Source organism: Streptomyces sp. BRA346 (assembly GCF_052851135.1).
In genome coordinates this window covers 194443-219673 of sequence record NZ_JAIWIH010000035.1, presented here as the reverse complement: position 1 = coordinate 219673, position 25231 = coordinate 194443, and the positions used below count along the sequence as shown (strand labels likewise).

Below are 25231 nucleotides of genomic sequence, written 5' to 3'. Positions count from 1 at the left end.
CGCGCCGGCGGAACGGCCCTCGGCTTCGCGATGTGTGTCAGGGCGTCTGAGGGGCGGCCTTCGGTGCTCGTCCGGCCGCGCCGGTCAGGAGGCCGACGCCCCCGGCGGCAACCGCGACGACGAGGGTCATGAGCCAGCCGTCCTTGAAGGCATCCACGTTCCCGGGCGCGCCGTTCGCGGACGTGCCCATGACAGCCACGAGGAGTGCGATGCCGAGCACTGTGCCAATCTGACGGGCCATGGTCACAACTCCCGAGCCGGTCGAGAACCCATGGGGCGGTAGCGCAGTGATGGCGGCGGTGACGATGGTCGGGAGCGCGAGCCCGACACCGACCCCCGTGAGCAGCATGCCCGGCAGCATGGCCGACGCGTAGTCGGCTGAGGGCGTCATCTGCGCGTACCACCACCAGATGCCGACGGCGAACACCAGGCAGCCGACCGCGGAGACCGGGCCCGCACCCACCTTGCGGATCACTGGGCCGATACTGATGGCCAGGACAGGGGGGAGTAGCGTGCCGGGAAAGAGCGCCAGCCCGGTCCGGAGCGCCGACCAGTGCCAGACGTTCTGGCACCAGAGCACGGCCGACAGGAGCATGGCGGCGAAGGCCACCGCGAAGACAACATTGGCGAAGGACGCCGGGCTGAAAGCGCGCAGCCGGAAGAGCGGAAGCGGAAGGACCGGCGACTGGTGCGTCGCCGAGCGCCTGATGAACCACAGCAGCAGTACGGCCGCGACGCCCAGCGAGCAGAGGAACGCGGCCGAGCCCCAGCCCCACTCGTCGCCCTTCACCAGTCCGAGGGCCACGGCTGCGATGGCGATGGTGAGCACACTGGCACCGAGCAGGTCCGGCCGGGGGACCTGCCGCGGCGGGGACTGCGGCAGGATGCGTCGGCCGATCAGTAGTGTCGCGATCCCGACCGGTACGTTCACCAGGAACACGCAGCGCCAGTCCAACTCGGTGAGCAGGCCGCCGAGGACCGGGCCCAGCGCGCTGGCCACGCCACTGATGGCCGTCCAGGCGCGGACCGAAGCAGCCCGGCGCTCAGGCGGCGCGGTCGCCAGCAGCAGGCCGAGGGACGAGGGGATGAGAAGCGCGGCGCCGACTGCCTGTAGCACCCGGGCAGCGACCAGGACCCACACTCCGGGCGAGATGGCGCACAGCGCGGACGCCGCGGTGAACGTCGCGATGCCGCCGAGGTAGACACGTCGCGGGCTGGTGCGGTCGGCCAGGTTTCCTCCGGGGACCAATAAGGCGGCGAAGACCACGGCGTATGCGTTGAGTACCCAGGACAGCGAGGTCAGTGAGGCACCGGAGTAGTCGCGGCCCATGTCCGGCAGGGCCACGTTGACGATGAAGACGTCCAGATTGGCCATGGCCACACCAGCGGCGATGACGGCGAAGAGCAGGCCGAATGGTGCCTGCGATGCCTGACGGTCGGGGGTTTCCTGTGTTTGTTCCCCAGAGGCACCCATACCGCTTCCCTCCTTGATTGGGTTTGATTTTCCAACTCACCTCGGGCAGCGAAAGTAGCAGTGGGCGGTTGGTGCTGCAACCATGAGTGAGCGAGGGGAGTTTGCTGGTGCAACGGGGGTCGGGGGTGTGTGTCGCAACAACTGATTGTTGGTCGGGGTAACCGGTTGCCCATTTCCGTGGGCGGTTGCTACTGTTCGGTATTCACTGATCGGGTTGAGTCGTTCCACCACCAACTCGGTGCGGAAGCACTTTCTGCCGTTCGGGCACCGCCCTGAAGGCGTTGCGGAGCGTAGGCGCCGCTTGTACCACCTCGCATGGATGAACCGGTACCACCTAGCAACCGGAGTGAGCGTGAGTCCTGGCAGTGCTCTGGCGGATCCCCTCGACGTGATGGGTCGTCTCCTCTCCTACGAGGGCAAGCAAAATCCGTATCCGCTCTATGAGGAGATGCGCGCCCACGGGCCGGTGGTGGCGGTGGGCGGTACCCATGTATTCGTCACCGGATACGAGGAGTGCGCGCGGGCCCTGCGCACCCCTGACCTGCTTTCCACGGACGCCGTCGTGCAGGACGCGAAGCTGCCGGGATGGCGCGAGCACTCGTCGTGGTTATGGCTGACCAGGAACATGCTGTTCTCCAACGACCCGAACCACGAGAGGTACCGGCGTTTCTTCTCCAGCGCCTTTTCGGCCCGCAGTGTGGCTGCCTTCCGGCCCATGGTGGAACGCAGGGCGCACGACGTGGTGCGGCACGTCCAGGATCTTGGCGCCGACGGCCGAACCGTGGACCTCGTGCCCGAGTTCTCGTTCCGCCTGGCCACCGGAGTGATCGGGGAACTGCTGGGCATACCCGATGAGGACCAGCCGGGCCTGCGCGAGCTGGTCGGTGACATCACCCTCGCGCTCGAGCCCATCGGTGACATGCGCCAGCTGCTACCGGGCGACGCCGCCATGGACCGGTTGGCAGAGTACTTCCACGCCTTGGTCGCCCGCCGCCGTGTTGCCCCCGGAACGGACCTGACCAGCGAGTTCGTTCGAATCCGTGATGCGGGCGAGGAGCTGACGGAGCAGGAGCTCGTGGGTAACCTGATGCTTCTGCTCGTGGCGGCGGCCGAAGCGCCCCAGGACCTGCTCAGCAATATGGTGCGCCTTGCCCTGGAGCGCGCAGAGGAGGCCGAGCGGCTGCGTAAGGACCCGGAGGCGGCAGCAGGCTTTGTGGACGAGGCCTTGCGTTTCGACCCGGCGGTGCAGGCGCTCAACCGGGTTGCCGCCCGGGACCTGGACTACTTCGGTGTCCAGGTTGCAGAAGGGACTGCCCTGACCCTGTTGATCGCGGCCGGCAACCGGGATCCCCGCCGGTTCGATGCCCCTGGCGTGTTCGACCCGCGGCGGCCCGACAACCAGCCCTTGACCTTCAGCGGCGGGGCGCACTACTGCCTGGGCGCCGCACTCGCCCGGATGTCGGCCGAGACCGTCGTGTCGAGGTTGCTGACGGAACTTCCCGGCATGTCTCTGGCCGGCCGACCGACGTTCCGGGACCAGATCGTGCAGCGTGGCCACGACCGGCTCCTCGTCACGACGGTCTGACCGGCGTTCCCCCACGAGGTCGCCCGTGCCCGCGGGCCTGGTGGCGCCTCGCGCACTCTCCGGCGCGGCGCGGCCCTCTCGCATGGGGCCGCGCCACCGTTCCATCCAGCGACAGCGAAGCACAGATGAAAGGACGTTACGTGTCGACGAACGCGGTGGCCACTGACGCCGAACTGGCGGCGTCCCTCGACGGGGACTTCACGAGCGCCCATGCTGAGGTCAATGGGGTCCGGTTGCACTACGTGAGCGGCGGTGAGGGTGAGCCGCTGATCCTCCTTCCCGGATGGCCTGAGACATGGTGGGAGTACCGAAAGGTGATGCCCGCTTTGGCGGAGCGCTACCGCGTGATAGCCGTCGACATTCGCGGAATGGGGGGTTCAGGAAAGCCGGCATCGGGTTACGACAAGAAGTCGATGGCGGCTGATATCCGGGGACTGGGTCGTCAACTGGGGTATGAACGGGTCAACATAGCGGGCCACGGGATCGGTTCCATGGTGGCATTCAGTCACGCGGCGAATCATCCCTCGGCCACTGGGCGGCTGGCGCTGCTGAACACCACACACATTGATGAGAGCTACTACGGTTTCCGGATCATGCCGCGCCCGGAAGATACACCTCCGCATCGCTGGTGGCTCGCCTTCAATCTGGTGCCGGAATTCCCGGAGAAGCTGCTGGCGGGCCGGTATCGGCACATGGTGGACTACATGTTCGGCCTCAGCCTCCGGAACGCGGACGCCATCACATCCTTCGATCGCGACGTATACGCCGCCGCCTACTCCGCTCCCGAGGCGATCCGCGCCAGCCAGGCGTGGTTCCAGGCGTACCAGCAGGACATCGAGGACTTCAACCGGTACGGCAAGCTGACCGTGCCGACTCTGGGCCTGGCGTACGGGGGGTTCTTCGAGTACATGCAGAAGGTGCTCCCGGAACAAGCGGAGCAGGCAGAGGTGGTGGAGGTGGCAGACACCAGGAACTACCTGGTCGAGGAGCAGCCGGAAGCCGTCATATCGGCGTTCGTCGATTTCTTCGGCTGACCGGAGCGCCAGGCACCGCCCGAAGCGGCCATGGCGCGGCCGCCGGTGGGCGGATGCCCGGCACCGATCTCGCGAACCAGCTGCCCATCGCAGTGAATGGGCGGGGTATTTTCTTTGTTCGCCGAATTTTTCCCCAGGTTGTCGCGGGCTTCAAATATGCCGTTGTGTCATGCGTATGGGGCCGGTAGTATCAATGGTATGCCTCGTATTCCAAGTGCTCGTGATTCGGGCGAACCAGGAATGCTGTTAAGGAAACCGGTGAGTGGTTGGGTCACCGCGGACAGTAGGCTCAATGGCTTCGGTGGATTTCACGGCGGGCTTGCTCTGGCATTGCTTGCCTCTGCCGCCCGTGAGCAGGTACCGGGATTGCAGTTGCAGAGCATCACCGGACGGTTCGACAGGGCGATCGGAACAGGTTTCGACGTCAAGGCGTCGCTGATCCGTTCCGGACGGAGCACGGCGGTGGTGTCCGCTCGTGCTGAGAGCGACAAGGGCGTGCACATCGAGGCGTCGGCGGTCTACGGGGTTCCCACGGAGCCCGTGTGGGACGCCGTGGCGCCGACCGCGCCACAGGCGCCGCCGCCTGAGGACTGCGACGTGCTGACGATCCCGCCCGAGTTCGTCCCCGTGGCGGCCAGCATGGAGATCCGCCCGGTTGGTGCGGCGCGCCCGTACGGAGGAGGAACCGAACCGGAGCTGATCGCCTGGGTGCGTCTGCTGGAAGACGACGACCCGCCGGACGTGCTGCGCCTGATCTTCCTCATGGACGCCCTGGCGCCCTCGTACACGGCGACGCTCTCCACTCTCGCGCTGGCGCCCACCATCGAGTTGACCGTTCGGCCCGCCGACGGACTCCTCGGTGCGGCGTCACCGTGGATCCTCGTGCGCGCGAGGACGTCGGCCTCGAGCGTTGGCGGCTGGATCGATGAGCACATGGAGGTCTGGGGGCGTGACGGTGCGCTCCTGGGCACCGGTCACCAACTGCGCATCCTGCGCACCTGATGACCCTGCTGGTACGACACCTCTTCTTCGGCACACTACTGACTCGGGGGCCCTGTCTGTGGAAGCACTGGATCAGCACGCCTTACCCTCCCTGCTGCACCTTCTGTACGAACGGGCGCGGACGCAGCCCGATCGGCTCGCCTACCGCTTCCTGAAGGACGGGACGAGCGAGCACGCGGTCGACTGGACGTACGGCGAACTGGCCGCACGAGCCGACTCGGTCGCCGCCGACCTGGAGAGCCGGGGACTCAGCGGCGGACGGATCATCCTGGCCCTCGCTCCCGGACTCGACTACGTGGCGGGCCTGTTCGGCATTCTCAGGGCGGGCTGCACCGCCGTCCCGTCCTTTCCGCCCTTCGGGCGCCGCGCCACCAGCCGGTTCCTCGCCATCGTGGAGGACTGCGCCCCGGTGGCCGTGCTGACCGACGCCGGATTCGCGGGCCAGGTCACGGAGTATCGGCAGCGATTACCGGAATCCGCCCGGTCACTGGAATGGATCCTTCCGGACGAGCAGTTCGTCCAGGGGGACGCCAAGCCTTCGGGCCGGCTCCGGGCGGCGGATCCGGCCCTGCTCCAGTACACCTCGGGGTCGACAGGGGAGCCGAAGGGCATCATCCTGACCCACGCCAATCTCGTGGCCAACTGCCGGGTCTTGGACGTCCACATGGGCTTCGACGCGGACCGGGTGGGTTGTTCCTGGCTGCCCCCGTACCACGACATGGGCCTCATGGGCACCATCATGCTGTCGCTGTACGGCGGCTGGCCGCTGGTCATGCTGTCCCCGATGCACTTCGTGCAGGATCCCTACCGGTGGCTGAAGGCGATCACCGACAATCGCGTGACGATCAGCGTCGGACCGAATTTCGCCTTCGATCTGTGTGCCACGATGGTCAGCGACGACGAGTTGGCGACGCTGGACCTCAGTACCCTGCGGCAGGTCTTCTGCGGCAGTGAGCCGGTGTCGATCGCGACCCTGGAGAGGTTCGCGGAGCGGTTCGGGCCCGCCTGCGGATTCGACCTGTCGTCGCTCATCCCGTGCTACGGACTGGCCGAGGCGACCCTGTTCGTGTCCGGCAAGCCGGAGCGAAGCACCGGCATCCGTACCGAGTGGCTGGACAAGAAGGCCTTGGAGGCGGGCGCCGTCCGCCGGACCGACACCCAGGACCCGGCCGACGCGACAGCCGTGGTGAGCTGCGGGGTGATCGCGGACGGCCACCAAGTGATCATCGTCGATCCCGATTCGTCGGAGCCCCTTGCCGCCGGCCGCGTGGGTGAGATCTGGGTGACCGGCCCCAACATCGCAGCCGGTTACCTCCATCGCCCGGATCTGACCGATCGGACCTTCCGTGCCCGTCCGCAGGGCCGCACCGGCGGCCCCGTCCATCTGCGCACGGGCGACCTCGGTTTCCTGCTCGACGGGGAGCTGTTCGTGACCGGACGGATCAAGGACCTGATCATCGTCAGTGGCCGCAACCTCCATCCGCAGGACATCGAGCGGTCGGTGCTCCAGGCGGACGCGTTGGTCCGCCGGACGGCGGCCTTCTCCGTGCACAATCCGGCGCGGGACGAGGAGGACGTGGTCGTGGTCGCCGAGTACCGAGGGACACCCCGGGACTTCACGGCGCAGGAGAGCGACCTCAGGGAGCGGGTGACCTCGGCGGTGGCGGGCGACCACGGGGTGCGCCTCGCGGCGCTCCACTTCGGCCCGCCGGGCACGGTCCTGATGACGACCAGCGGCAAGGTCCGGCGCCGTGCGACCCGTGACGCCTACCTGGCCGGCACTCTGAGTGCGTTTCCGCCCGTCGCGGCGGGGGATCGGGCGGTGGTGTCATGACAACGGCTGATGTCAACGCCGGTCTGCCGGATCCCGGGGCGGAGATCGCCGGGAAGGCGGATGCCGCGGCCCGCCGACTGGCCTGGATCACGGTCGGGGTGCCGACCCTTGGCATGATCGCGGCCATCGTGTTCGCCGTGCGGTATGGGTTCACCCTGCTGGACGGCGCGCGTCACGGTCATCCACGTCTCGTCCACCGCGGAACTGCGGGACGCCATGACCGTCGCGGCCCGGGGGAGCGGGGAAACCGGCGAGCCTGCGGACGCCGTGGTGATGGCGGCCGCGGTCGCCGACTTCCGGCCGGACTACCAGGAGCTGAAGATCAAGAAATCCGCTGGTATGCCGCCGCCGGTCAATCTCCACCTCAACCCCGATGTCCTTGCCGAGCTGGGCGCGCAACGCACGCCCGGACAGGTGATCGTGGGCTTCGCCGCGGAAACGCACGACCTGCTCGCCGGTGCGGAGGCGAAGCTCAAGCGCAAGGGCTGCGACTTCCTGGTCGCCAACCGGGTGGGCCCAAACCTCACCTACGGGGCCCCTGACAACCAGGGCTTCGTACTGTCGCAGGACGGCGGCCGGGTGGACATACCCCTGAGCAGCAAAGAGGATTTCTCGGATGTCATCTGGGACCTCGTGGTCAAGAAGCTGGCCGAAAATCCGGCCGGCACCGCCCAGTAGCCGGAAGCCAGCTGTCTTGGACACGGACATCCATCCCCCTGCGGGACGGGACGAGCGGGCCCCGCATGAGGACCCCGTCAAGGAAGCCAACGCGGCGCAGTTCGACCGCGGCGGCTATGTCAGCGGCTACCAGCGGGCCGATGCGCGCCACATGGTGCGCATCAGGGAGTGCGCCGACCTGCTGGCAGCCCACCTCAGCCGCCAGGCCCCGGTGACGGGCTCCGTCCCGCGCCTTCTGGATCTGGGCAACGGTGGCGGCATCACGGCCTCGGCGATGCTGGACCGGGGCTTCGAGGTCGTGGCCGGTGACATCGTGACCAGCGGGCTACGGGAGCTGGACCCGCGGGCACACAGAGTCCAGTTCGACGCGGCTCGGCCGTTCCCGCTCGCGGCCGGTTCCTGTGACGCGGTGCTGGCCGGTGACATCATCCACATGATCTTCGATCCGGTGACGTTCCTGCGGCAATGCCGCAGGGTGCTGACGCCGAACGGGATCGTGGTGGTCACCACGTTGAACATGGCGACCGTGCAGGACCGGCTGCGGTTCCTGGCGGGGCGGCCGCCGTACCACATCGATCCGATGAACGAAGTGTTGCGGCTTCACATTCGCCCCTTCACCTTCCCCACGCTGGAGGCATCGCTACGGGCGGCCGGCCTCCGGCCCGTGGCACGCAGGTCCAACCATGTGGTGCTGCGTTGGGGCGAACGGAAGACTTTCGTGCGCTGGCCCGCGAGGCTTCTCCCGGGCCTGGGCAACGCACTGATCGTCGCTGCCGTGCCCGAGCGGCCCGGCAACGGCGATACGTGAGGGAAGAACCGTTTCCACGAGGTCGGCACCTGCCCGCGGTACCGGTATTTCTCCGGATGCCCCGCATGCTCGGGTCCGGAATTCCACGGGCAGGTTGCCGCCGCTGGAGGAGATCATGTCGTTTGGGAACGCAACAGTCAATCCTCAAGGATTCCTGCACACCACCAAGGATTTGCTTGGGTGCTTTGGTAGGTTCAGGCAGTGACGCTTGATGATCTGAAGGTGTTCGCGGCGGTGTACCGGGCGCGCAACCTCAGCGCTGTGGCGCGGGAGATGAATTGCAGTCAGTCGGCTGTGAGTCAGCACGTACGCCGCCTGGAGAAGGAGATCGGTCTTGCGCTGATGGAACGTCGGCCGCGTGGCGTGGTGCCCACGGCGGCCGGAGAGATCCTTTATCAGGCCACTTCGGACGGGCTCACGGCGCTCAACGATGGACTGCGCCTGCTCGCCGAGCTGCGCACCGGCCGGCAGGGTAAAGTGGCCATCGCCACAGGAGCCACCACCATTCGCCATTTCATGGGAGCGGCTGTCGCGGAATTCCGCCGCAGCCATCCCGACGTACAACTCGAGTTCCACACGGAGCGTTCCAGCGAACGCTGTCTCCGGGCGCTCCGGGAAGGTCTGGTGGACCTGGCGTGGGTCACGATCACCCCTGACGTCGCGGGGGTGGAACAACGCCCGGTGACGGATCTCGAGTGGGTCCTCGCGGTCCATCACGAAGACCCACTCGCACGCGCATCGGAGCTTTGCACCGATGACTTTCACCACACACAACTGATCCGCCCGCCATCGAGTACCAGTTCCGGCAGGCAGGTCGATCAGCGGCTCGGGGCCGCTCCCACGGGCGCCACGGATTGGGACACGGCCCTGCTTCTCGCCGAACTGGGGCTGGGACACGCCCTGGTGCCGGCGGTCCCCGGGCTGCGCGCGCATCCCGGGGACGATCTGCTGCTCATACCGGTCAAGGGCCTCGAACCGCTGAGTGTGGGATGGGCGGCCCGTCAGTGGTCGGCGCTGTCCCCGGTGTCACAGGTCTTCGCGGCGATGGTGAGTGATCACCTGTTGTGCAGATGAGGGAGAGGATCGTCACCACTGGCGGATTCAGGTCACCCGGCGCCGAGGCCCAACGTGGCGCTCAGGCGTGCGGTGATGGGCACGGGAATGTCGTGCCGGTCCCCGGCCCGAAGGACCGCGCCCGCGATCGCGTCGAGTTCCAGCGGGCGGCCGGCCTCCGCGTCGCGTTGCATGGAGGATTTGCTGTCCGCGGGGAACGCGTCGTACAGCGCCAGCGCCTTGCCCGGAGAGGTCGTGGCCCCACAGGCCCCGGCCACGGTTGCCACCTCGGTGACAAGGGCTTCCAACTCGGCGCGGTGGTCGGTCCGCAGAGCGCCTATCGGCACGCGATGGTGAGTGGACAACAGTGCCCAGGGTGCCAGGAAGGCGAGCTTGGCCCACAGGGAGGCCTGCTCGCCCTCGACCAAACGGGTCTGTACGCCTGCCCCATCCAGCACCGCCGCCAGCGCGTCAGCTCTCGCGGGCTTCGCCGGGAGGTCGATCTCCATGAACGGGCTGCCGTGCTCGATGACGCCCGGTGCGGTGCGCGTGGATTCCACACGGATCACGCCCCCCGCCACCCGGTGCGCACCGTACCGGGACCGCAACGCGTCGGGGTGTTCGGTGCCGTTGAGCAAGGGAACGATCAGAGTGTCGTCCGCGAAGGCGGGAGGAAAGCGCTCCAGGGCCGCCCGGAGAGAGGTGTGCTTCACCGCGATGAAACAGGCGTCCACCGGCTCGCGTAATTCCACGTCGGCTTGAACCCGCGCGGTGAAGTGCCCGAACTGGCCGCTGCGCACCTCGATGCCGTTGTGTCGCAACGTCTGTACGGTGTCGTCACCGGCGAGGACGATCACCCGGTGCCCAGCGCGCGAGAGAAGCGCGGCAAGGAGTCCACCGACACCCCCCGGGCCCAGTACCGCGATGGTCCACGGGGAGTCAGGAACTGGTGATGCGGACGGGCCTTTCACAGTGGTCGACGTCCTTTCGTATCGGCCGGCGGACAATTCCGTATTTCCGCCGACCAAGATCCTGTGCCAGGAGTGCGTCGAGGTCAATCGTCGAAAACACTTATGTTGCTGAAAGTTGTTGCTACGTGGCGTTGCCGGGTGCTTGCCCGGTGCCGTGGCAGGCCGCGTGACGCGGGTGCGATCAGCGGGGCGGTCCGGCAGAACCACCACCAGTACGCCGATAGTTTCTGCCCTTGGGCAGCAAGCTGGTCACCCGGGAAGCCGACGATGAACGTGTAGGAGCCCAGGATGCCCGCGTCGGCGATCTCGGGCGCCACGTCGAGGATCTCGGGCCGGGTGATCTCCTTCTCGACCACGTCCGCAAGGACCCGGTCACTGCCCGACTCGACGCCCTCGCTCCGCCAGCAGCCCCGGCACGTCCCGCCTGCGTACGCGACCCAGGAGGGATCGCACGTAGTCGAGCATGGAGTTCTGCCCAGGACCTTGGAGGACAGCGTCCACGAGCGGGTGAGCGGCGGTCTGCTCGGGCTGGACCTTGACGTGCGGCCCGCCGAAGACCACGGGAGGGCCCCAGATGCTCGTCCAGGAAACGTTCCCAGGCTGCCTCGTCGCGCTGGTTGCCGTCGAAGAGCACCACGTCCACCAGGCCTCCACTCTGCGGCGGTGATCGCATCGCGGAGTCGTGAGATCTTCTTGTTGAGGCCGGACAACATGGTGAAGAAGTCCTCCTCTGTCAGCCCTGCTTCCTCCAGGGTGCCTTCACTCCAGCGGCGTAGGAGATTCTGCTTACGAGCTGATTCGTGTTCGAGGTTTGCGCACCACTTCCCGCACTTGAGGATGCCTGAGAGGAGGTATCGGCCCGTGACAGGCGGACAGCTGGTGCCCTTCGAGATGCCATTGTTCTGCCGCCGCAGTTGGAGTTCGAACTTGATCCGGGACCACAGGTTTGGTTCGACGATGCGTTCCCAGGTGCCGAGCAACGGGTGGCCGTCCTCGTCGAACAGCACCCGGCAGTCGTCGAAGATGCCGAACGACGACACCCGACTCCTCGGGGATGAGCGTGCCCTTGTCCGGTCCCTTGCGGACCCAGCCGTAGGCGATGCGGCCCTGGACCCTGCCCCGGTCGCTGTCGTTGATCAGGTTCATCCGGCCGCCGGTCGCGCCTACGGCCGGTCGCTGGACGTACTCGACGATGTCGATCAGGTCTTGTAGGTCCCTGGGCTGGCGGACCAGGCGGTCCAGGTCGTAGAAGATCACTCCGTCGATGACCCCGCTGGCCAGATCGGCCAGGAGCTCGCGGAACTTCGGGCGGATGACCACCCAGTCGATCGAGCCGTCGTCCCGGACCACCGTGCGCTTCTTGAAGGCGGAGGTGTCGTTCTCCTTGTAGATCTTGGCGCAGGGGCCCCATTGCAGTCGGCTGCGGGTGTCTTCGGCATCCTCGTGCTGGCGGTCGACGCCGGCTTCGAGGTCGAAGCGGCCGGAAGAGATCCGCAGGTAGGCGCCGGGGCGCTTGGGGATGTACGCGGTGAGCTGGTCGTACGGGTTGAGGGTGGCGCGGCCGCGGCGGGCCTGGGGCGGGATCTCGAAGTCGTCCCGCAGTGGTGCGGCGGACATGGTGGTGCTCAGCTCCGGATGCTCGTGCCTTCCGGTACCGGCACCTTCCATGGGACTCAGGGGGCTGCGGGGCGTTGTTGGGGTGGGCTGCCGGGTTGCGGATACTGGGGCGTATGCGTATCGACTTTGATCCTGAGAACCCCTTCTACAAGCTGCTGACCTCGGTCGTCGTGCCTCGGCCCATCGCCTGGGTGTCCACCATCAACCCGGACACCGGGACGGCGAACCTCGCCCCGCATTCCTTCTTCACCGTCTCCTGCGTGTCCCCGCCCGTCGTGCAGTTCACCTCCGTCGGGCGGAAGGACTCGCTGCGGAATGTGGAGGAGACCGGGGAGTTCGTGGTGAACCTCGCGCCGGAGCGGATGTTCGAGACGATCAATGGGACGGCTACGGACTTTCCGCGCGGGGTGAGCGAGTTCGAGGCGGTGGGGGTGGCGCGGGAGGACAGTGTGCGGGTGAGGCCGCCGCGGGTGGCGGAGTCGCCGGTGGCGTTGGAGTGCGAGCTGCACAGCACCGTGCTGTTGGGGGACTCGACCGTGGTGTTCGGGCGGGTGGTGCATGCCGCGGTCGATGACGGGGTCATGGTCGACGGGCACCCGGAGGTGGGCAGGCTGCGGCCGCTGGCGCGGCTGGGGAAGAACGAGTGGGGAACGGTCGGCGAGGTGCTGGAGATCGAGCGGGTCCGGTACGCGGACTGGGCGGGGGAGAACGGGGAGGCGGGGAAGAGGTAGTGCGTTGATCGACGTGGTGGCGTTCGACGTCGGGTCCACGCTGGTGCGGGAGGACCGCTACTGGGCCGCGTGGGCCGACTGGCTCGGCGTGCCCGCGCATACGCTGTCCGCCCTGGTGGGGGCCGTGGTCGCGCAGGGGCGGGACGACGGGGAGGCGATCCGGCTGGTCAAGCCGGGGGTCGAGGTCGCCGCGGAGCGGCGGGCGTGGGACGCGGCGGGGCGCGGGGAGTGGCTGGGGGAGGGCGATCTGTATCCGGACGCGCGGCCCGCGCTCGGGGAGCTGCGTGCGCTGGGGGTAGGGATCGTGGTGGCCGGGAACCAGCCGGTGCGCACGGGGGAGCTGCTGCGTGCGCTGGAGCTTCCGGTGGATGCCGTCGCGACGTCCGGGGAGTGGGGCGTGGCCAAGCCCGATCCGGGGTTCTTCGAGCGGGTCGTCGCGCTGGGCGGGGCCGCGCCGCACCGGACGCTGTACGTGGGCGACCATCCGGCGTTCGACATCCGGGCGGCGCAGGCCGCCGGGCTGCGGGCCGCGCACATCCGCCGGGGGCCCTGGGGACACCTGTGGGCTGCCGGGGACGATGCGGCGCGGGCGGACTGGCGGATCGCCGGGTTGGGGGAGCTGGTCGAGCTGGTGAGGGAACGGATGAGGGAAGGCTGAGCCGCAGCTCAGGGGAGAGGTCGTACGGAGTGTGATGCTTTCACACCCCGTGTGATCAGAGTGCTTGCATATATCTATCGCACACCCTCCCGCCGCGCGCCGCGTGGCGGTTGACTCGACGCATACCGCTCAGGGGGCGCCAGACCTGAGCGAAGGGGCCGCCGGACCTCCTCCCTCCTCGGCCGGCGGCCCATCCCCCCACATGACGCTGAAGGTCAGCCCGCCGACTCGGCCGCGTGGGCGCTCAGCACGTCGAAGGCGACCAGGGCGAAGAGTGCCAGGCCCAGCAGGACCCGGTAGATCACGAACGGCATGAAGCTCTTGCTGGAGATGAACTTCATGAACGAAACGATGTCGACGTGTCCTGAGCGGCTTTGACCTGCTGTTTTCCATCACTTTTCAAGATCGAATGGTAGAGCAGCGGGAGATGGCGCCTTCCAGTGCTCTCCCTCGCCGACCACGAACGGCGCAGCCACCTGCTTTGCAGCGAATCGGCAATCTCCTGTTCCATGGCCAGGGCAACGGCGAGTAGAGACCTTCCACGCCGGCGACCTCGCGGCCCATGCGGTCTCCACGGCGATGCGACTGTGTCGATCTTCATCCAGCCACTCCTTGCCGCCGTGACGAAGCAGGTACAGCCGCTTTCCGGCGTTTGTGGTCGCGGGGAACCGGCCCCTGACCCGCGGCCAAACTGTCCAACAAGGCGCTGGCCGCAGTGCGCGCCCCGGTCGCTCACCAGCCCGGATGAGATTTTCGGCAAGGGCAGGATGTATGAGGCCGACTGGGACGACGACGGTGCCCCGGATGAGCTGACCGGCACGTGAAGAGCTGTGCCGCGGTGACCTGCGTGCCCTGGCGGTCGCCGGAGGCGCTCCAGTGGTCACCGCACCCCAGCGGGCGCTGGCCGCGTTTCTGCGTCTGTCCGCCGGGTGATCCTGTACCGGGGCGCCGCTGCTGTGGCACTCGTGTCTGTACGGGGCGGTGTAGCCGGTGGTCGGGTGCACGGTCGCCTCATGTTGTCGGTGCCGTCGGCTAGCGTGCGAGGTATGCGCTACTTCAATACGGCCGGGCCGTGCGTCCCCACGCGTCACTACATGGTGCCGGCCCAGGAGCGGCTGCCCAGGGCCCGCGGGTACATCGAGCAGGGCCAGTACTTCGTGGTGCACGCGCCACGGCAGACCGGGAAGACGACTGCGCTGGCGGCGATGGCCCGGGAACTGACGGCCTCGGGCCGGTACGCGGCGCTGCACTTCTCGTGCGAGAACGCGGAGCCCGCCGGAGAGGACTACGGCCAGGCCGAGCTGCTGGTACTGGAAGCGATCCGGCAGTCCGCGGAGTCCGCCGGGCTTCCCGATGAGCTCGCGCCCCCCGCCTCCTGGCCCGACGCGGTGCCCGGGGCTCGGCTCCAGCGGGGGCTGACGCATTGGGTGCGGGGCTGTCCGCGTCCGCTGGTGCTGTTCTTCGACGAGATCGACGCGCTGCGGGGGGAGAGCCTGCGCAGTGTGCTGCGCCAGTTGCGCAACGGCTTCACTGTCAGCCGTGGCGGCTTCCCGCATGCGGTGGTGCTGTGCGGGCTGCGGGATGTGCGTGACTACAAGGCGGCCTCGGGCGGGGATCCGGGGCGGCTTGGTACGTCGAGTCCGTTCAACATCAAGGTGGCGTCGCTGCGGTTGGGCGACTTCACCGAGGCCGAGGTCGCCGAGCTGTACGGGCAGCACACCACGCAGACGGGCCAGGATTTCACGGTGGATGCGCTGGAGCGTGCCTTCAGCTTTACCCAGGGACAACCGTGGCTGGTCAACGCGCTGGCCCGGGAGGTCGTCGAGGAGATGGGGGTGCCGTCGGACACGCCGATCACGGCCGAGCACATGGAGGAGGCGAAGGAGCGGCTGATCCTGGCGCGTGCGACGCATCTGGACTCGCTGGCCGCCAGGTTGGGCGAGGACCGGGTGCGGCGGGTGATCCAGCCGGTGATCGCGGGCGAGCTGCTCCTGCCGACGGACACGTACGACGACGATCTGGCGTACGTGCGCGACCTGGGGCTGGTCGCTCCGGACGCGCCGGTGCGGGTGGCCAATCCGATCTACCAGGAGGTCATTGTCCGGGTCCTGGGAAACAACACGGAAGGCCAGGTCGTCGCCGCCCCGAGCAGCTTCCGGCTGCCGGACGGCCGGATCGACATGGACAAGCTGCTGTGCTCCTTCGCCGAGTTCTGGCGGGAGAACGGCGAGATCCTGGCCACCGCCTCGACCTACCCGGAGGCCGCAGCACAGCTGGTGATGATGGCCTACCTGCACCGGATCGTGAACGGGGCGGGTTTCATCGACCGGGAGTACGGGGTCGGCCGGCGGCGTGTGGACCTGCTGATTCGCCAGCCGTACACCGCTGCCGACGGTTCGCGGGCGGTGCAGCGCGAGGCGCTGGAGCTGAAGGTGTGGCGCCAGGGCCGCACCGACCCCCTCGCCGAGGGGCTGGCACAGTTGGACGACTACCTGGACCGCATGGAGCTGTCCACGGGCACCCTCGTCGTCTTCGACACCCGCCCGAAGGCAGCCCCGGTCCACGAGCGCACCGCCTTCTCGCAGCAGACCACGCCCTCCGGGCGCACCGTCACCCTGCTGCGCGCCTGACGGCCGGGAGACCTCAGCCAGGAGCGCCCCCGGATCTTCCTCCCGTGGCCGTGTTCCCGGAGCGGCACGGGTTCGGTGCGGGAGCTGGAGGGGCTCGGCAGCCAGGAATCACGGCAGTTCGGTGCTGACACGTCCGCACCGTGTCAGCAAATGAAACCCTGGGGCGGGCCGCGGCACGTTCTTCGACAAGCGCGCCGACGGCACCTTCGGTCCCGTGGAGGACATCAAGATCGATGTTCTGGTCACCCCCGAGCAGTGGGACGCCCTGGGCCGCATCGGCGCCCCAGGTAGCCTCGCCTCCGGTGCCCAGAAGGCCATGGCAGCCGGGGTCGCGTCTCTCGACCAGCGATGAGGCGGCAGAGCGCCCGTTACCTCGTCCCCGGAACCACGGTCAGGCGTACGCCAACCCTCGTCAGTGTTCCGAACCGTCGTGCGGGGACGGTGGTGACGCGGGCCCTGGAGGATGCTGCGGGGGCTCTTGGTGCTGCGCTGCTCGAGTGAAACGGGTGGCGCGCTGTCGCTCCAGACGGGGTACGCGCAGTGACCGGCGGTCTTCGGCGCGCGTTGGGAAGGTTGCGCCGAAGACCGCATCCGGCCACTGCCTTACCTACTGACGAGTCAACAAGGTGAGGCGGCGCGCACGCTGTTGAGCTACATGGCCTCACTGGAACGTGTGCCGTTCAGAAATGCGTCGCTGCAGGTCGTAGGCGGTATGACGGGATCAGCTGGCGTGTTGGGACCATGTTCAGGTGATCGTTTCACTGGTTTATCGGGTCACGCGGAAGCTTCTGTCGGTACCAGCGGTGCTGCTGCGTCGGCGGGTGGCCAGAGACGCTGAGTTGCTCGTGCTCCGGCACGAGAACGCGGTGCTGCGCAGGCAATTTGTGAGTCCGGTGCGCTACCAATGGGCGGACCGGTTGTGGTTCGCGGCATTGTCCTCGCTGATACCCCGGTGTCGCTGGGCGCAAGTGTTCCCTGTGACACCAGGGACGTTGCTCGGCTGACATCGACGTCTTGTTGCACGCAGATGGGACTACAGCGAGTGCCGGATCAAGCCGGGCCGGCCAGCGACAGCGAAAGCCGTGAAGGAGTTGGTGCTGCGGTTGGCGCGGGAGAACCCGCGCTGGGGCTGCCGCAGGATCCAGGGAGAGCTCGACCGGCTGGGCCACAGGATCGGCGCGTCCACGGTGTGGAAGATCTTGACGGCAGCCGGTGTCGACCCGGCTCCCCGCCGCGCCGGGCCGACATGGCGCGAGTTCCTGACATCCCAGGCCGAGACCATCATCGCCTGCGACTTCTTGCACATAGACCTGGTGGATCTTCGCCGCGTCTACGCGCTGGTCTTCCTTGAGCACGGCACGCGCCGCCTCCACGTTGCTGGAGTGACTGCGCATCCGACCGCACAGTGGACGGTTCAGCAGGCACGCAACCTCGCCGTCGAATTGGGCGTGCGTTTCGAGTCGCTGCGTTTTGTGATCCGCGACCGGGACGGCAAATACACAGAGTCCTTCGACGCGGTCTTCGCGGCCGAGGGCATCGAAACCGTGAAGAGCGCCCCGCGGTCCCCGCGGATGAACGCGCACTGCGAGAGGGTCATCGGGACGGTACGGCGCGAGGCCCTCGACCACGTGTTGCTCTGGAACGAGGCCCACGCTCGACACGTTGTCGAAACCTATGCTCAGCACTACAACGGGCATCGCCCGCATCAGGCTCGAGGGCAGCTGCCTCCACTCGCCGGCGACCAGACCGCGCCGTTGACCGACCTGAAGAACAGACGATGGCTACTCCGCACGCGTGTCCTTGGCGGCCTGATCAACGAGTACAGATACGCGGCCTGACAAGCCGCAACGGGTTTCTGAACGGCACAGGATGGGACACGGTGGACGAGCGGCTGCGTTTCCTCGTGGCGAGGGTCGCGGCCTAGGCCGGACATGAACCTCAGCTGACTCGCTCCACCCTCTGTATGGAAGGGCCCGCACGGCCGTGCGGGCCCTTCCGCGTCATCCCCTACTTTGCGGACGCACACGTCCTAGTGGGGCGTATCCCGCCTCCCCGATGGGAGATAAGTGGGAGACAAGTGGGAGATGATCATGGCGTGGTGCTGCAATCAGGCGCTAGGAAATGCTAGATAGCGCTACCTGTGTGGCCCGGTTTCAGCCCGCCGACTCGGCCGCGTGGGCGCTCAGCACACCGAGGCCGACCAGGGCGAACAGTGCCAGGCCCAGCAGGACCCGGTAGATCACGAACGGCATGAAGCTCTTGCTGGAGATGAACTTCATGAACCAGGCGATGACGGCATAGCCGACGACGAAGGCGATGACGGTCGCGAAGAGGGTCGGGCCCCACGCGGTGTGTCCCTGGGACGCGTCCTTGAGCTCGAAGATCCCGGAGGCCAGTACGGCCGGGACGGCGAGGAGGAAGGAGTAGCGGGCCGCGGCCTCGCGGGTGTAGCCCATCAGCAGACCACCGCTGATGGTCGCGCCGGACCGGGAGACACCGGGAACGAGCGCCATCGCCTGGCATATACCGAAGATCAGTCCGTCCCGGACGCTCAGCTCCTGGAGCGACTTGCGCTGCTTGGCGACGCGGTGCTTGCCGCCGGTCTCGTCGCGTGCGGCCCGACGGTCCGCGTAGCCGAGGACGACGCCCATCACGACGAGGGTGGTGGCGATGAGCCGCAGATCGCGGAACGGGCCCTCGATCGCGTCCTGAAGTGTGAGACCGAGCACACCGATCGGGATCGAGCCGACGATCACCAGCCAGCCCATCTGGGCATCGTGGTCGCCGCGCCACTCCTTGTTGAACAAGGAGCGGAACCAGGCGCTCACGATCCGGGCTATGTCCTTGCGGAAGTAGATGAGCACCGCCAGTTCGGTGCCTATCTGGGTAATGGCCGTGAAGGCGGGACCAGGGTCGTTCCAGCCCGCGAAGGCGGCAGTGAGGCGCAGATGGGCGCTGGAGGAGATCGGAAGAAACTCGGTCAGCCCCTGGACCAGCCCGAGGATGAATGATTCAAACCACGACATTGCGTCTACGCTATCCAAAGGCTGATCATGCGCTGCTCCGGGGCATGCCGGAACAGGCGGGGCGGCCGAGGGGAGGCCGATGGCCGGGGACCGGCAACCGGTTGTGGTGGCAGCGTAGCGTCCCCGGGTGGACGGCCCGCCAACGGCCCGGTCCGAGGACCTCTTCAGCCGTGTGGGCCATCAACTCACGCGCCCCGCAGGCGGCCGCGCTTGCGCCAGGCCACGATGAGCCCGCCGAGGGCCGGTACGGCGATGCAGGCCAGCGCGATGAGGAAGACGGGCGAGGCGGGCGAGGCCGCGTGGCCGCCCGCCACCACGTACGCCGCCGTGTTCGGCACACAGCCCAGCCCGGTCGCCAGCAGGAACGCGGGCCAGCCCATCCGTGAGATCGCGGCGCAGTAGTTCGCGGCGGCGAACGGGATGCCCGGGAGGAGCCGGATCGCCAGCATCGAGCGAAAGCCGTGCCGACTCAGCTGCCGGTCCGCCGCGCCCAGCCAGCGCCCCCGCAGCAGCGGACGCAGCGCGTCCTGCCCGAGCACTCGGCCCAGGCCGAACGAGATCCCGGCGCCGAGCACCGTCCCGGCGACGGCCGCCGCGAGGCCGACCTGGGCGCCGAGGAGCACACCCGCCGCCAGGTTCAGCAGCGGCCTGGGCACCAGGGCGGCGGTGCACAGCCCGTACGCGGCCGCGAACAGCACCACGGCCGCCGCCCCCGACATCTGCGGCGGCCAGCCGTCGGCCAGCAGCCGGTGCGGCCGCCACACCCACACCGCGGTCGCGGCACCGGCCAGCAGTGCGGCGAGCAGCCCCAGCCGTGACCACGGCGAGAACAGCACGGCGCGGGCGCGGCGCACGGCCGGTTTCGGGGCGGGTACGGCGACATCGAGCATCGGGGGAGCGTAACCGACCGGGCCGCGGGCACGCTGTGATGTCGTCCGCTCGTCGGCTGGTTGTCGACGGACCGATACACGGGACGGCCGGACAACAACCTCCCGGACATCAGGGGTTCGCCTGCGCCGCACCGGCCCCGTGCGCCGCGAAAACCATTCGACGGGGACCGAACGGTGCGCAATGATCACGGCATGTTCCGGTATGCCTTCCTCGTGACGACGTCCGCGGTCGCGGACGCGCCGAAGGCTGCCATCACCTCTTCCGGCGCCGCCGCAGCGGTATTCGCTGCCGCCGCGGCCGTGACAGCCGACCACCTCGACGGCGCTCGAAGCTGACCCTCCTCGGACGACTCCGACGGACCCCACCGGGGGAGGGTCGGCCAGACCCCGGGGTCCGCGTTTCCCCTGTCGTTCCGAGGAGGAACACCCCATGTCCGCCCTGCCCAAGACGGTCAAGCAGACCTACGTGCGCACCAAGCCGCATCTGAACATCGGCACCATGGGCCACGTCGACCACGGCAAGACCACCCTCACCGCCGCCATCACCAGGGTGCTCAGCGAGCGCGGCACCGGCGGCACCTATGTGCCGTTCGACCGCATCGACCGGGCGCCGGAGGAGGCCGCGCGCGGCATCACCATCAACATCGCGCACGTCGAGTACGAGACCGACACCCGGCACTACGCGCACGTCGACATGCCCGGCCACGCCGACTTCATCAAGAACATGGTGACGGGTGCGGCCCAGCTCGACGGCGCCATCCTCGTCGTCTCGGCGCTCGACGGCGTCATGCCGCAGACCGCCGAACACGTGCTGCTCGCCCGCCAGGTGGGGGTCGACCACATCGTCGTCGCCCTCAACAAGGCCGACGCGGGCGACCCCGAGCTGACCGACCTGGTCGAACTGGAGGTGCGCGAGCTGCTGTCCGCGCACGGCTACCCCGGCGCGACCACGCCCGTCGTACGGGTCTCCGGGCTGCGCGCGCTGGACGGCGACCCGCGGTGGACCGGCGCGATCGAGGCGCTGCTCGACGCCGTCGACATCTACGTGCCGACGCCGGTGCGCTACACCGACGCCCCGTTCCTGCTGCCGGTGGAGAACGTGCTGACCATCACCGGCCGCGGCACGGTGGTCACCGGCGCCGTCGAGCGCGGCACGGTGCGTGTCGGCGACCGCGTCGAGGTGCCCGGCGCGGACGTGACGACGGTCGTCACGGGCGTCGAGACGTTCGGCAAACCCATGGAGTCCGCCGAGGCCGGGGACAACGTGGCGCTGCTGCTGCGCGGGGTGCCGCGGGACGCGGTGCGCCGCGGCCAGGTGGTCGCCGCGCCCGGCAGCGTCGTACCCCGGCGGCGTTTCACCGCGAGCGTGTACGTGCTGTCGGCGGCCGAGGGCGGCCGCCGCACCCCGGTGGTCACCGGCTACCGGCCGCAGTTCTACCTGCGCACGGCCGATGTGGTCGGCGAGGTGGACCTCGGGGCCGCCGGGGTGGCCCGCCCCGGTGACACCGTCACCCTGACGGTAGAGCTGGGCCGCGCGGTGCCGCTGGAGCCGGGGCTCGGCTTCGCGATCCGCGAGGGCGGCCGCACGGTGGGCGCGGGCACGGTGCTCACCGTCGAGCCGTAGGGGGTGTCTTGTCGATCAGGCCGGATCAGCGAGCGGCGTCAGGGGGCACCGCCCAGCGGTAGCTGGGGGAGGCGCGAGGGGGCATCTCCCAGCGGTAGCTGGGGGAGCGACGAGCGCGGGGCCGCGAGATGCCGTGCCAGGCGTCGCGAGCCCGGCATGATCGGCACGACACCCCCTGGCGACCGGCTCCCGCTCGCCCCGTGGGTGAGCGGGAGCCGTGGTCCGCCCGGGACGGCACAATGGGACGGTGAACGAGCCGATACCCGTGACCCGGACCGTGGACCACGGCACCGCCAAGCTGATGCCCGACCTGGACCGGCCGCGCGCCTGGCTGCTCACGGTGGACGGCGCGCCGCAGTCGTACGTCGACCTGGACGACCCCGGCCACCTGGAGTTCGAGTACGCGCGCAGGCTCGCCCACGTCCTCGACGCGACCGGCGAGCCCGGCGCGCCCCTCGACGCCCTGCATCTGGGCGGCGGGGCGCTGACCCTGCCCCGCTATCTGGCCGCCACCCGGCCCGGCTCCCGGCAGCAGGTGATCGAGGCGGACGGCGGGCTGCTGGAGCTGGTCGCCGAGCAGCTGCCGCTGCCGCCGGACGGCGCGGGCATCACGGTGCGCCGGGCGGACGCCCGCGCGGCGCTGGAGGCCGCGCCCGACGCGTCGGCCGATGTCATCGTGGCCGATGTGTTCGGCGGGTCGCGGGTGCCCGCGCACCTCACCTCGGTCGCGTACGCGCGCGCCGCGGCCCGGGTGCTGCGCCCCGGGGGCGCTTACGCGGCGAACCTCGCCGACAGCGCTCCGTTCACCTTCCTCCGCTCCCAAGTGGCCACGTTCCGCAGCGTGTTCGTGGAGGTGTGCCTGATCGCGGAGCCCGCGGTGCTGCGCGGCCGCCGGTTCGGGAACGCGGTGCTGGTGGCCTCGCAGAGCGAGCTGCCGGTCGGGGCGCTGGCTCGGCGTACCGCGGCCGACGCGTTTCCGGCGCGGGTGGAGTACGGGGCGGCGCTGGAGCGGTTCACCGGCGACGCTGCGCCGGTGCGGGACGAGGACGCGGTGCCGTCGCCGGAGCCACCGGGCGGCGCGTTCAGCGTCGGCTGACGGTCCGCCGTACGCCCCGTCGCGTACGGGGCGGGCTCAGCGGTCCGGCGCCGCCGTCAGCTCGGTGGCGGCCGTCCCCTCGGCGACCGGCTTCGATGCGCGGCGCCGCAGCCTTCGTACGTCCGGTACGCACAGCACCGCCAGGGTCAGCAGCAGGATCAGCGCCGAGCAGCCCCACAGCGCGGTGGTCCGCCCGAAGGCGCTCTCGGCCGGGCCCGCGAGGGCGGTGGCGACGGGGACCATGGCGATGGAGCCCAGCCAGTCGTACGCCGCCACCCGGGACAGCTTGTTCTCGGGGATCTCCTGGTGCAGCGCGCTCATCCAGGACACCCCGAACACCTCGACCGACGCCCCGGCGACGAACATCACCGCGCACAGCGCGGGCGCGGACAGCGGGACGGCGAGCGCGGCCGACGGCAGCGCGAACGGCAGCACGCACAGGGTGCCCGCGAGCAGCAGCCGCCGCGGCCTCCAGCGCATCATCGTCAGCCCGCCGACGACGGTGCCCGCGCCGAACGCCGCGAGCGCGAACCCCCAGGGCCGCGCGCCGCCCAGGTGTTCCTCGGCGACCAGCGGCCCGTACACCGCCTCGGCCGCTGCCACCACGGCGTTGACGACCGAGAACTGCACCACGATGGACCACAGCCAGGGCCGGCCGATGAACTCCCGCCAGCCCTCGCGCAGATCGCGCAGCATGCCGCCGCCGGGTTCGCGTGGCGCGATGTGGCCGACGTCGAGCAGCGCGCGCAGCGCCCCGGCGACGGCGAAGGCGGCGGCGTCGACGGCCAGCACCCAGCCCGGGCCGACGATCGCCACCAGCGCGCCGCCGAGCGCGGCGCCGCCGATCTGCGAGCCGTTGAGGCCCATCCGGAACAACGCGAAGGCGCGGGCGGACTGTTCGGAGGTGACGCTGGAGAACAGCATGCCCTCGGCGGCGGGGCCGAAGAACGCCTGGCCGATGCCGCCGAGCGCGGCGAGCGCGGCCATCTGCCACAGCCGCGCCTCGCCGGAGAGCACGAGCACCGCGAAGAGGCCCTGCGAGGCGCAGTTGAGGGCGTTGGCCGCGACCATCACCCGGTGCCGCGGCAGCCGGTCCGCCAACGCGCCGCCGATCAGCAGGAAGGCGACGAGCGGCAGGGTACGGGCCGCGGCCACGAGCCCGATGTCGCCGCCGTCCCCGCCCGCGTCCAGCACCGCGAACGCCGCCGCGATGAGGGCCCCGGAGTTTCCGAGGCCCGTCACCACCGCGGCGGCGGTCAGCAGGGTGTAGTTGCGACCCGCCCAGGCGGGCCGGTGCGGTCGGGGATGCGGGGCCGGGGGAGTGGTCACGCAGCGGAACTATCCCCGGGGGCGGGCCCCGGCGTCCAACCCCATTCCGGCCGCGTCGATCAGCCCTCGGACTTCACCGGGCGCAGCGTGCTCATGATCTTCTTGATGGTGGCGTCCGAGACCTCGTCCTTGACGCCCTTGGCGGAGTAGAGCACCCAGGTCGCGAAGTCGCCGTTGACGTCGGTGTAGGTGACGGTGACCGCCTTGCCGTCCGTGACGCACTTGTCGGTCTTCTTGACGCCGGTGACCGTCGCCGTGGCGGTTTGGCCCTTCAGGCCGTGGTCGCTCTTGAACGGCTTGGCCTTGGTGACCTTGCGGGTGCCGGTCTCCTTCTGGTCGAAGGCGGCGAAGACCCAGTTCTTGGCCTCGGTCTCGGCGGCCTCGGCCTCGGTCTTGGCGCCCTGTGCGCCCTTGGTGCCGACCCCGGCGATGCCGCTGGTGTCCTTCTCGCCGTCCTCGTCCGTGACCGTGCAGGCCTCTTCCTTGAACTTGGCCGGTGCGGACATGATGACGAGCGGGTTGCCCTTGTCGTCCTCGAAGCCGATGCTCAGGTCCGGCTTCTTCACCGTCCAGTTGGCGGGCACGTCGAAGGCGTCGTGGCGCTTGGGGTTGACGACCGTCTTCCAGCCCGGGATCACCGGCTTCACCTCGGCCGCGTCGCCACCGGCGCGCGGGTTGTCCTCCTCGCCGGCGGAGGGGGCCTCGGCCGGGCCGGAGGAGGCGGCGGACGAGGAGCCGGCGGGCTTCTGGCCGTCCTTGGCCTGGTCGTCCCCGCCGTCGTCCTGGTTCAGGAAGACGACGCCGGTGATCACGGCCGCCGCGACGACCGCCACCGCGGCGACGATGGCGATGGTCGCCGTGCGCTTCTTCTTGTCCTGTGGCGGCTGCGGCGCCCCGGCCGGACCGGAGGACGTGTTCCAGCCGTGTGCGGGCTGGTGCTGCTGCGGTCCGTAACCCGGCTGCTGCCCCGGCTGGCCGGGGTAGCCCGGCTGTGGCTGCTGATACGGATTCGGCTGTTGGTAACCCGGCTGCTGGTATGGGTTGGGCTGTTGATACCCCGGTTGCTGATAGGGATTCTGATCCTGCGGGTTCTGCTCGCCCCCGGGCGGCTGCTGTCCTGGCCACATGGCCGATAACGATAGATGGGGGCGCGGGCGGCGGCTACGGCCGCCCCTTTCCCCAGTTTTCTAC

General features: G+C 69.1%; 22 protein-coding genes and 2 pseudogenes. 15 read left to right on the top strand and 9 right to left on the bottom strand.

From position 1 onward, the window contains the following. Window positions 1–37: 37 nt before the first annotated feature. Complete coding sequence (locus tag LCH29_RS33270) at window positions 38–1474, bottom strand: DHA2 family efflux MFS transporter permease subunit (RefSeq protein ID WP_446465407.1); 1437 nt, start codon at window positions 1472–1474, stop codon at window positions 38–40. Window positions 1475–1865: 391 nt separating this feature from the next. Between LCH29_RS33270 and LCH29_RS33265 the strand changes: the two genes are divergently transcribed. The 7 genes from LCH29_RS33265 (at window position 1866) to LCH29_RS33235 (ending at window position 9489) form a co-directional block, all read left to right on the top strand. Beyond that, a complete protein-coding gene (locus LCH29_RS33265) occupies window positions 1866–3059 on the top strand; it encodes a cytochrome P450 (RefSeq protein ID WP_446465406.1) in 1194 nt (397 codons plus the stop codon). A 140-nt stretch (window positions 3060–3199) separates the two neighbouring features. Continuing rightward, window positions 3200–4093 (top strand): alpha/beta fold hydrolase, encoded by an 894-nt coding sequence (locus tag LCH29_RS33260; RefSeq protein WP_446465405.1) that lies wholly within the window; start codon window positions 3200–3202, stop codon window positions 4091–4093. 258 nt (window positions 4094–4351) lie between these two features. Then, entirely contained in the window at window positions 4352–5095 is a 744-nt protein-coding gene (locus LCH29_RS33255) for a thioesterase family protein (RefSeq protein ID WP_446465404.1), read from the top strand. Window positions 5096–5153: 58 nt separating this feature from the next. Next, window positions 5154–6929, top strand: coding sequence for a fatty acyl-AMP ligase (locus tag LCH29_RS33250; protein WP_446465403.1), 1776 nt, complete (start codon window positions 5154–5156; stop codon window positions 6927–6929). Between the two features lie 216 nt (window positions 6930–7145). Next, window positions 7146–7607, top strand: coding sequence for a phosphopantothenoylcysteine decarboxylase domain-containing protein (locus LCH29_RS33245; protein ID WP_446465402.1), 462 nt, complete (start codon window positions 7146–7148; stop codon window positions 7605–7607). Window positions 7608–7623: 16 nt separating this feature from the next. Continuing rightward, window positions 7624–8415, top strand: a complete 792-nt coding sequence (locus tag LCH29_RS33240; protein WP_446465401.1) for a class I SAM-dependent methyltransferase — start codon at window positions 7624–7626, stop codon at window positions 8413–8415. Window positions 8416–8616: 201 nt separating this feature from the next. Beyond that, window positions 8617–9489: a LysR family transcriptional regulator gene (locus LCH29_RS33235; protein WP_446465400.1), complete on the top strand. Its 873-nt coding sequence runs from the start codon at window positions 8617–8619 to the stop codon at window positions 9487–9489. A 32-nt stretch (window positions 9490–9521) separates the two neighbouring features. Here the strand turns inward: LCH29_RS33235 and LCH29_RS33230 are convergent, their stop codons facing one another. From LCH29_RS33230 to LCH29_RS33220, 3 genes are all read right to left on the bottom strand, one after another. After that, window positions 9522–10439, bottom strand: a complete 918-nt coding sequence (locus LCH29_RS33230) for a ketopantoate reductase family protein (protein WP_446465399.1) — start codon at window positions 10437–10439, stop codon at window positions 9522–9524. A gap of 83 nt (window positions 10440–10522) precedes the next feature. After that, on the bottom strand, window positions 10523–10795 hold the full coding sequence (locus LCH29_RS33225; protein ID WP_446465398.1) for a hypothetical protein: 273 nt from the start codon (window positions 10793–10795) through the stop codon (window positions 10523–10525). A 430-nt stretch (window positions 10796–11225) separates the two neighbouring features. After that, window positions 11226–12056, bottom strand: coding sequence for a recombinase family protein (locus LCH29_RS33220; protein WP_446465397.1), 831 nt, complete (start codon window positions 12054–12056; stop codon window positions 11226–11228). 113 nt (window positions 12057–12169) lie between these two features. Between LCH29_RS33220 and LCH29_RS33215 the strand changes: the two genes are divergently transcribed. Together LCH29_RS33215 and LCH29_RS33210 are read left to right on the top strand one after the other, a co-directional pair. Beyond that, complete coding sequence (locus tag LCH29_RS33215; RefSeq protein ID WP_446465396.1) at window positions 12170–12787, top strand: flavin reductase family protein; 618 nt, start codon at window positions 12170–12172, stop codon at window positions 12785–12787. 4 nt (window positions 12788–12791) lie between these two features. Next, a complete protein-coding gene (locus LCH29_RS33210) occupies window positions 12792–13445 on the top strand; it encodes an HAD family hydrolase (RefSeq protein ID WP_446465395.1) in 654 nt (217 codons plus the stop codon). Window positions 13446–13660: 215 nt separating this feature from the next. On the opposite strand, the pseudogene LCH29_RS33205 reads toward LCH29_RS33210, so the two are convergent. Further along, window positions 13661–13798: pseudogene (locus tag LCH29_RS33205) on the bottom strand (undecaprenyl-diphosphatase); the annotation flags it as partial. Between the two features lie 693 nt (window positions 13799–14491). Between LCH29_RS33205 and LCH29_RS33200 the strand changes: the two are divergent. From LCH29_RS33200 to LCH29_RS33190, 3 genes and pseudogenes are all read left to right on the top strand, one after another. Then, window positions 14492–16075 (top strand): ATP-binding protein, encoded by a 1584-nt coding sequence (locus tag LCH29_RS33200; protein ID WP_446465394.1) that lies wholly within the window; start codon window positions 14492–14494, stop codon window positions 16073–16075. Between the two features lie 214 nt (window positions 16076–16289). Further along, the gene (locus tag LCH29_RS33195; protein ID WP_266567769.1) at window positions 16290–16427 is read left to right on the top strand and encodes a hypothetical protein; all 138 of its coding nucleotides are present in this window, start codon (window positions 16290–16292) and stop codon (window positions 16425–16427) included. Between the two features lie 397 nt (window positions 16428–16824). Then, window positions 16825–17913, top strand: a pseudogene (locus LCH29_RS33190) (integrase core domain-containing protein). Window positions 17914–18228: 315 nt separating this feature from the next. Here the strand turns inward: LCH29_RS33190 and LCH29_RS33185 are convergent. Beyond that, the gene (locus tag LCH29_RS33185) at window positions 18229–19101 is read right to left on the bottom strand and encodes an undecaprenyl-diphosphate phosphatase (protein WP_446465393.1); all 873 of its coding nucleotides are present in this window, start codon (window positions 19099–19101) and stop codon (window positions 18229–18231) included. Window positions 19102–19286: 185 nt separating this feature from the next. Further along, window positions 19287–19991, bottom strand: coding sequence for a TVP38/TMEM64 family protein (locus LCH29_RS33180; RefSeq protein WP_446465392.1), 705 nt, complete (start codon window positions 19989–19991; stop codon window positions 19287–19289). Window positions 19992–20165: 174 nt separating this feature from the next. On the opposite strand from LCH29_RS33180, the gene LCH29_RS33175 reads away from it, so the two are divergent. The 3 genes from LCH29_RS33175 to LCH29_RS33165 all read left to right on the top strand — a co-directional run bounded on the left by LCH29_RS33175 (window position 20166) and on the right by LCH29_RS33165 (window position 22711). Beyond that, window positions 20166–20327, top strand: coding sequence for a hypothetical protein (locus tag LCH29_RS33175; RefSeq protein WP_446465454.1), 162 nt, complete (start codon window positions 20166–20168; stop codon window positions 20325–20327). Window positions 20328–20430: 103 nt separating this feature from the next. Further along, window positions 20431–21615, top strand: a complete 1185-nt coding sequence (gene tuf, locus LCH29_RS33170; RefSeq protein WP_446465451.1) for an elongation factor Tu — start codon at window positions 20431–20433, stop codon at window positions 21613–21615. A gap of 247 nt (window positions 21616–21862) precedes the next feature. Beyond that, complete coding sequence (locus LCH29_RS33165) at window positions 21863–22711, top strand: spermidine synthase (protein WP_446465391.1); 849 nt, start codon at window positions 21863–21865, stop codon at window positions 22709–22711. Window positions 22712–22747: 36 nt separating this feature from the next. Here LCH29_RS33165 and LCH29_RS33160 read toward each other — a convergent pair whose 3' ends face one another. Next, window positions 22748–24040 (bottom strand): MFS transporter, encoded by a 1293-nt coding sequence (locus LCH29_RS33160; protein WP_446465390.1) that lies wholly within the window; start codon window positions 24038–24040, stop codon window positions 22748–22750. A 59-nt stretch (window positions 24041–24099) separates the two neighbouring features. Beyond that, window positions 24100–25167, bottom strand: a complete 1068-nt coding sequence (locus LCH29_RS33155; RefSeq protein ID WP_446465389.1) for a hypothetical protein — start codon at window positions 25165–25167, stop codon at window positions 24100–24102. Between the last annotated feature and the right edge of the window lie 64 nt (window positions 25168–25231).

Coding starts and splice junctions, on each gene's coding strand:
- LCH29_RS33180 (WP_446465392.1), bottom strand. CDS start 19,991: ATGCTCGATGTCGCCGTACCCGCCCCGAAACCGGCCGTGCGCCGCGCC.
- LCH29_RS33265 (WP_446465406.1), top strand. CDS start 1,866: ATGGGTCGTCTCCTCTCCTACGAGGGCAAGCAAAATCCGTATCCGCTC.
- LCH29_RS33245 (WP_446465402.1), top strand. CDS start 7,146: ATGACCGTCGCGGCCCGGGGGAGCGGGGAAACCGGCGAGCCTGCGGAC.
- LCH29_RS33220 (WP_446465397.1), bottom strand. CDS start 12,056: ATGTCCGCCGCACCACTGCGGGACGACTTCGAGATCCCGCCCCAGGCC.
- LCH29_RS33155 (WP_446465389.1), bottom strand. CDS start 25,167: ATGTGGCCAGGACAGCAGCCGCCCGGGGGCGAGCAGAACCCGCAGGAT.
- LCH29_RS33185 (WP_446465393.1), bottom strand. CDS start 19,101: ATGTCGTGGTTTGAATCATTCATCCTCGGGCTGGTCCAGGGGCTGACC.
- LCH29_RS33200 (WP_446465394.1), top strand. CDS start 14,492: ATGCGCTACTTCAATACGGCCGGGCCGTGCGTCCCCACGCGTCACTAC.
- LCH29_RS33270 (WP_446465407.1), bottom strand. CDS start 1,474: ATGGGTGCCTCTGGGGAACAAACACAGGAAACCCCCGACCGTCAGGCA.
- LCH29_RS33215 (WP_446465396.1), top strand. CDS start 12,170: ATGCGTATCGACTTTGATCCTGAGAACCCCTTCTACAAGCTGCTGACC.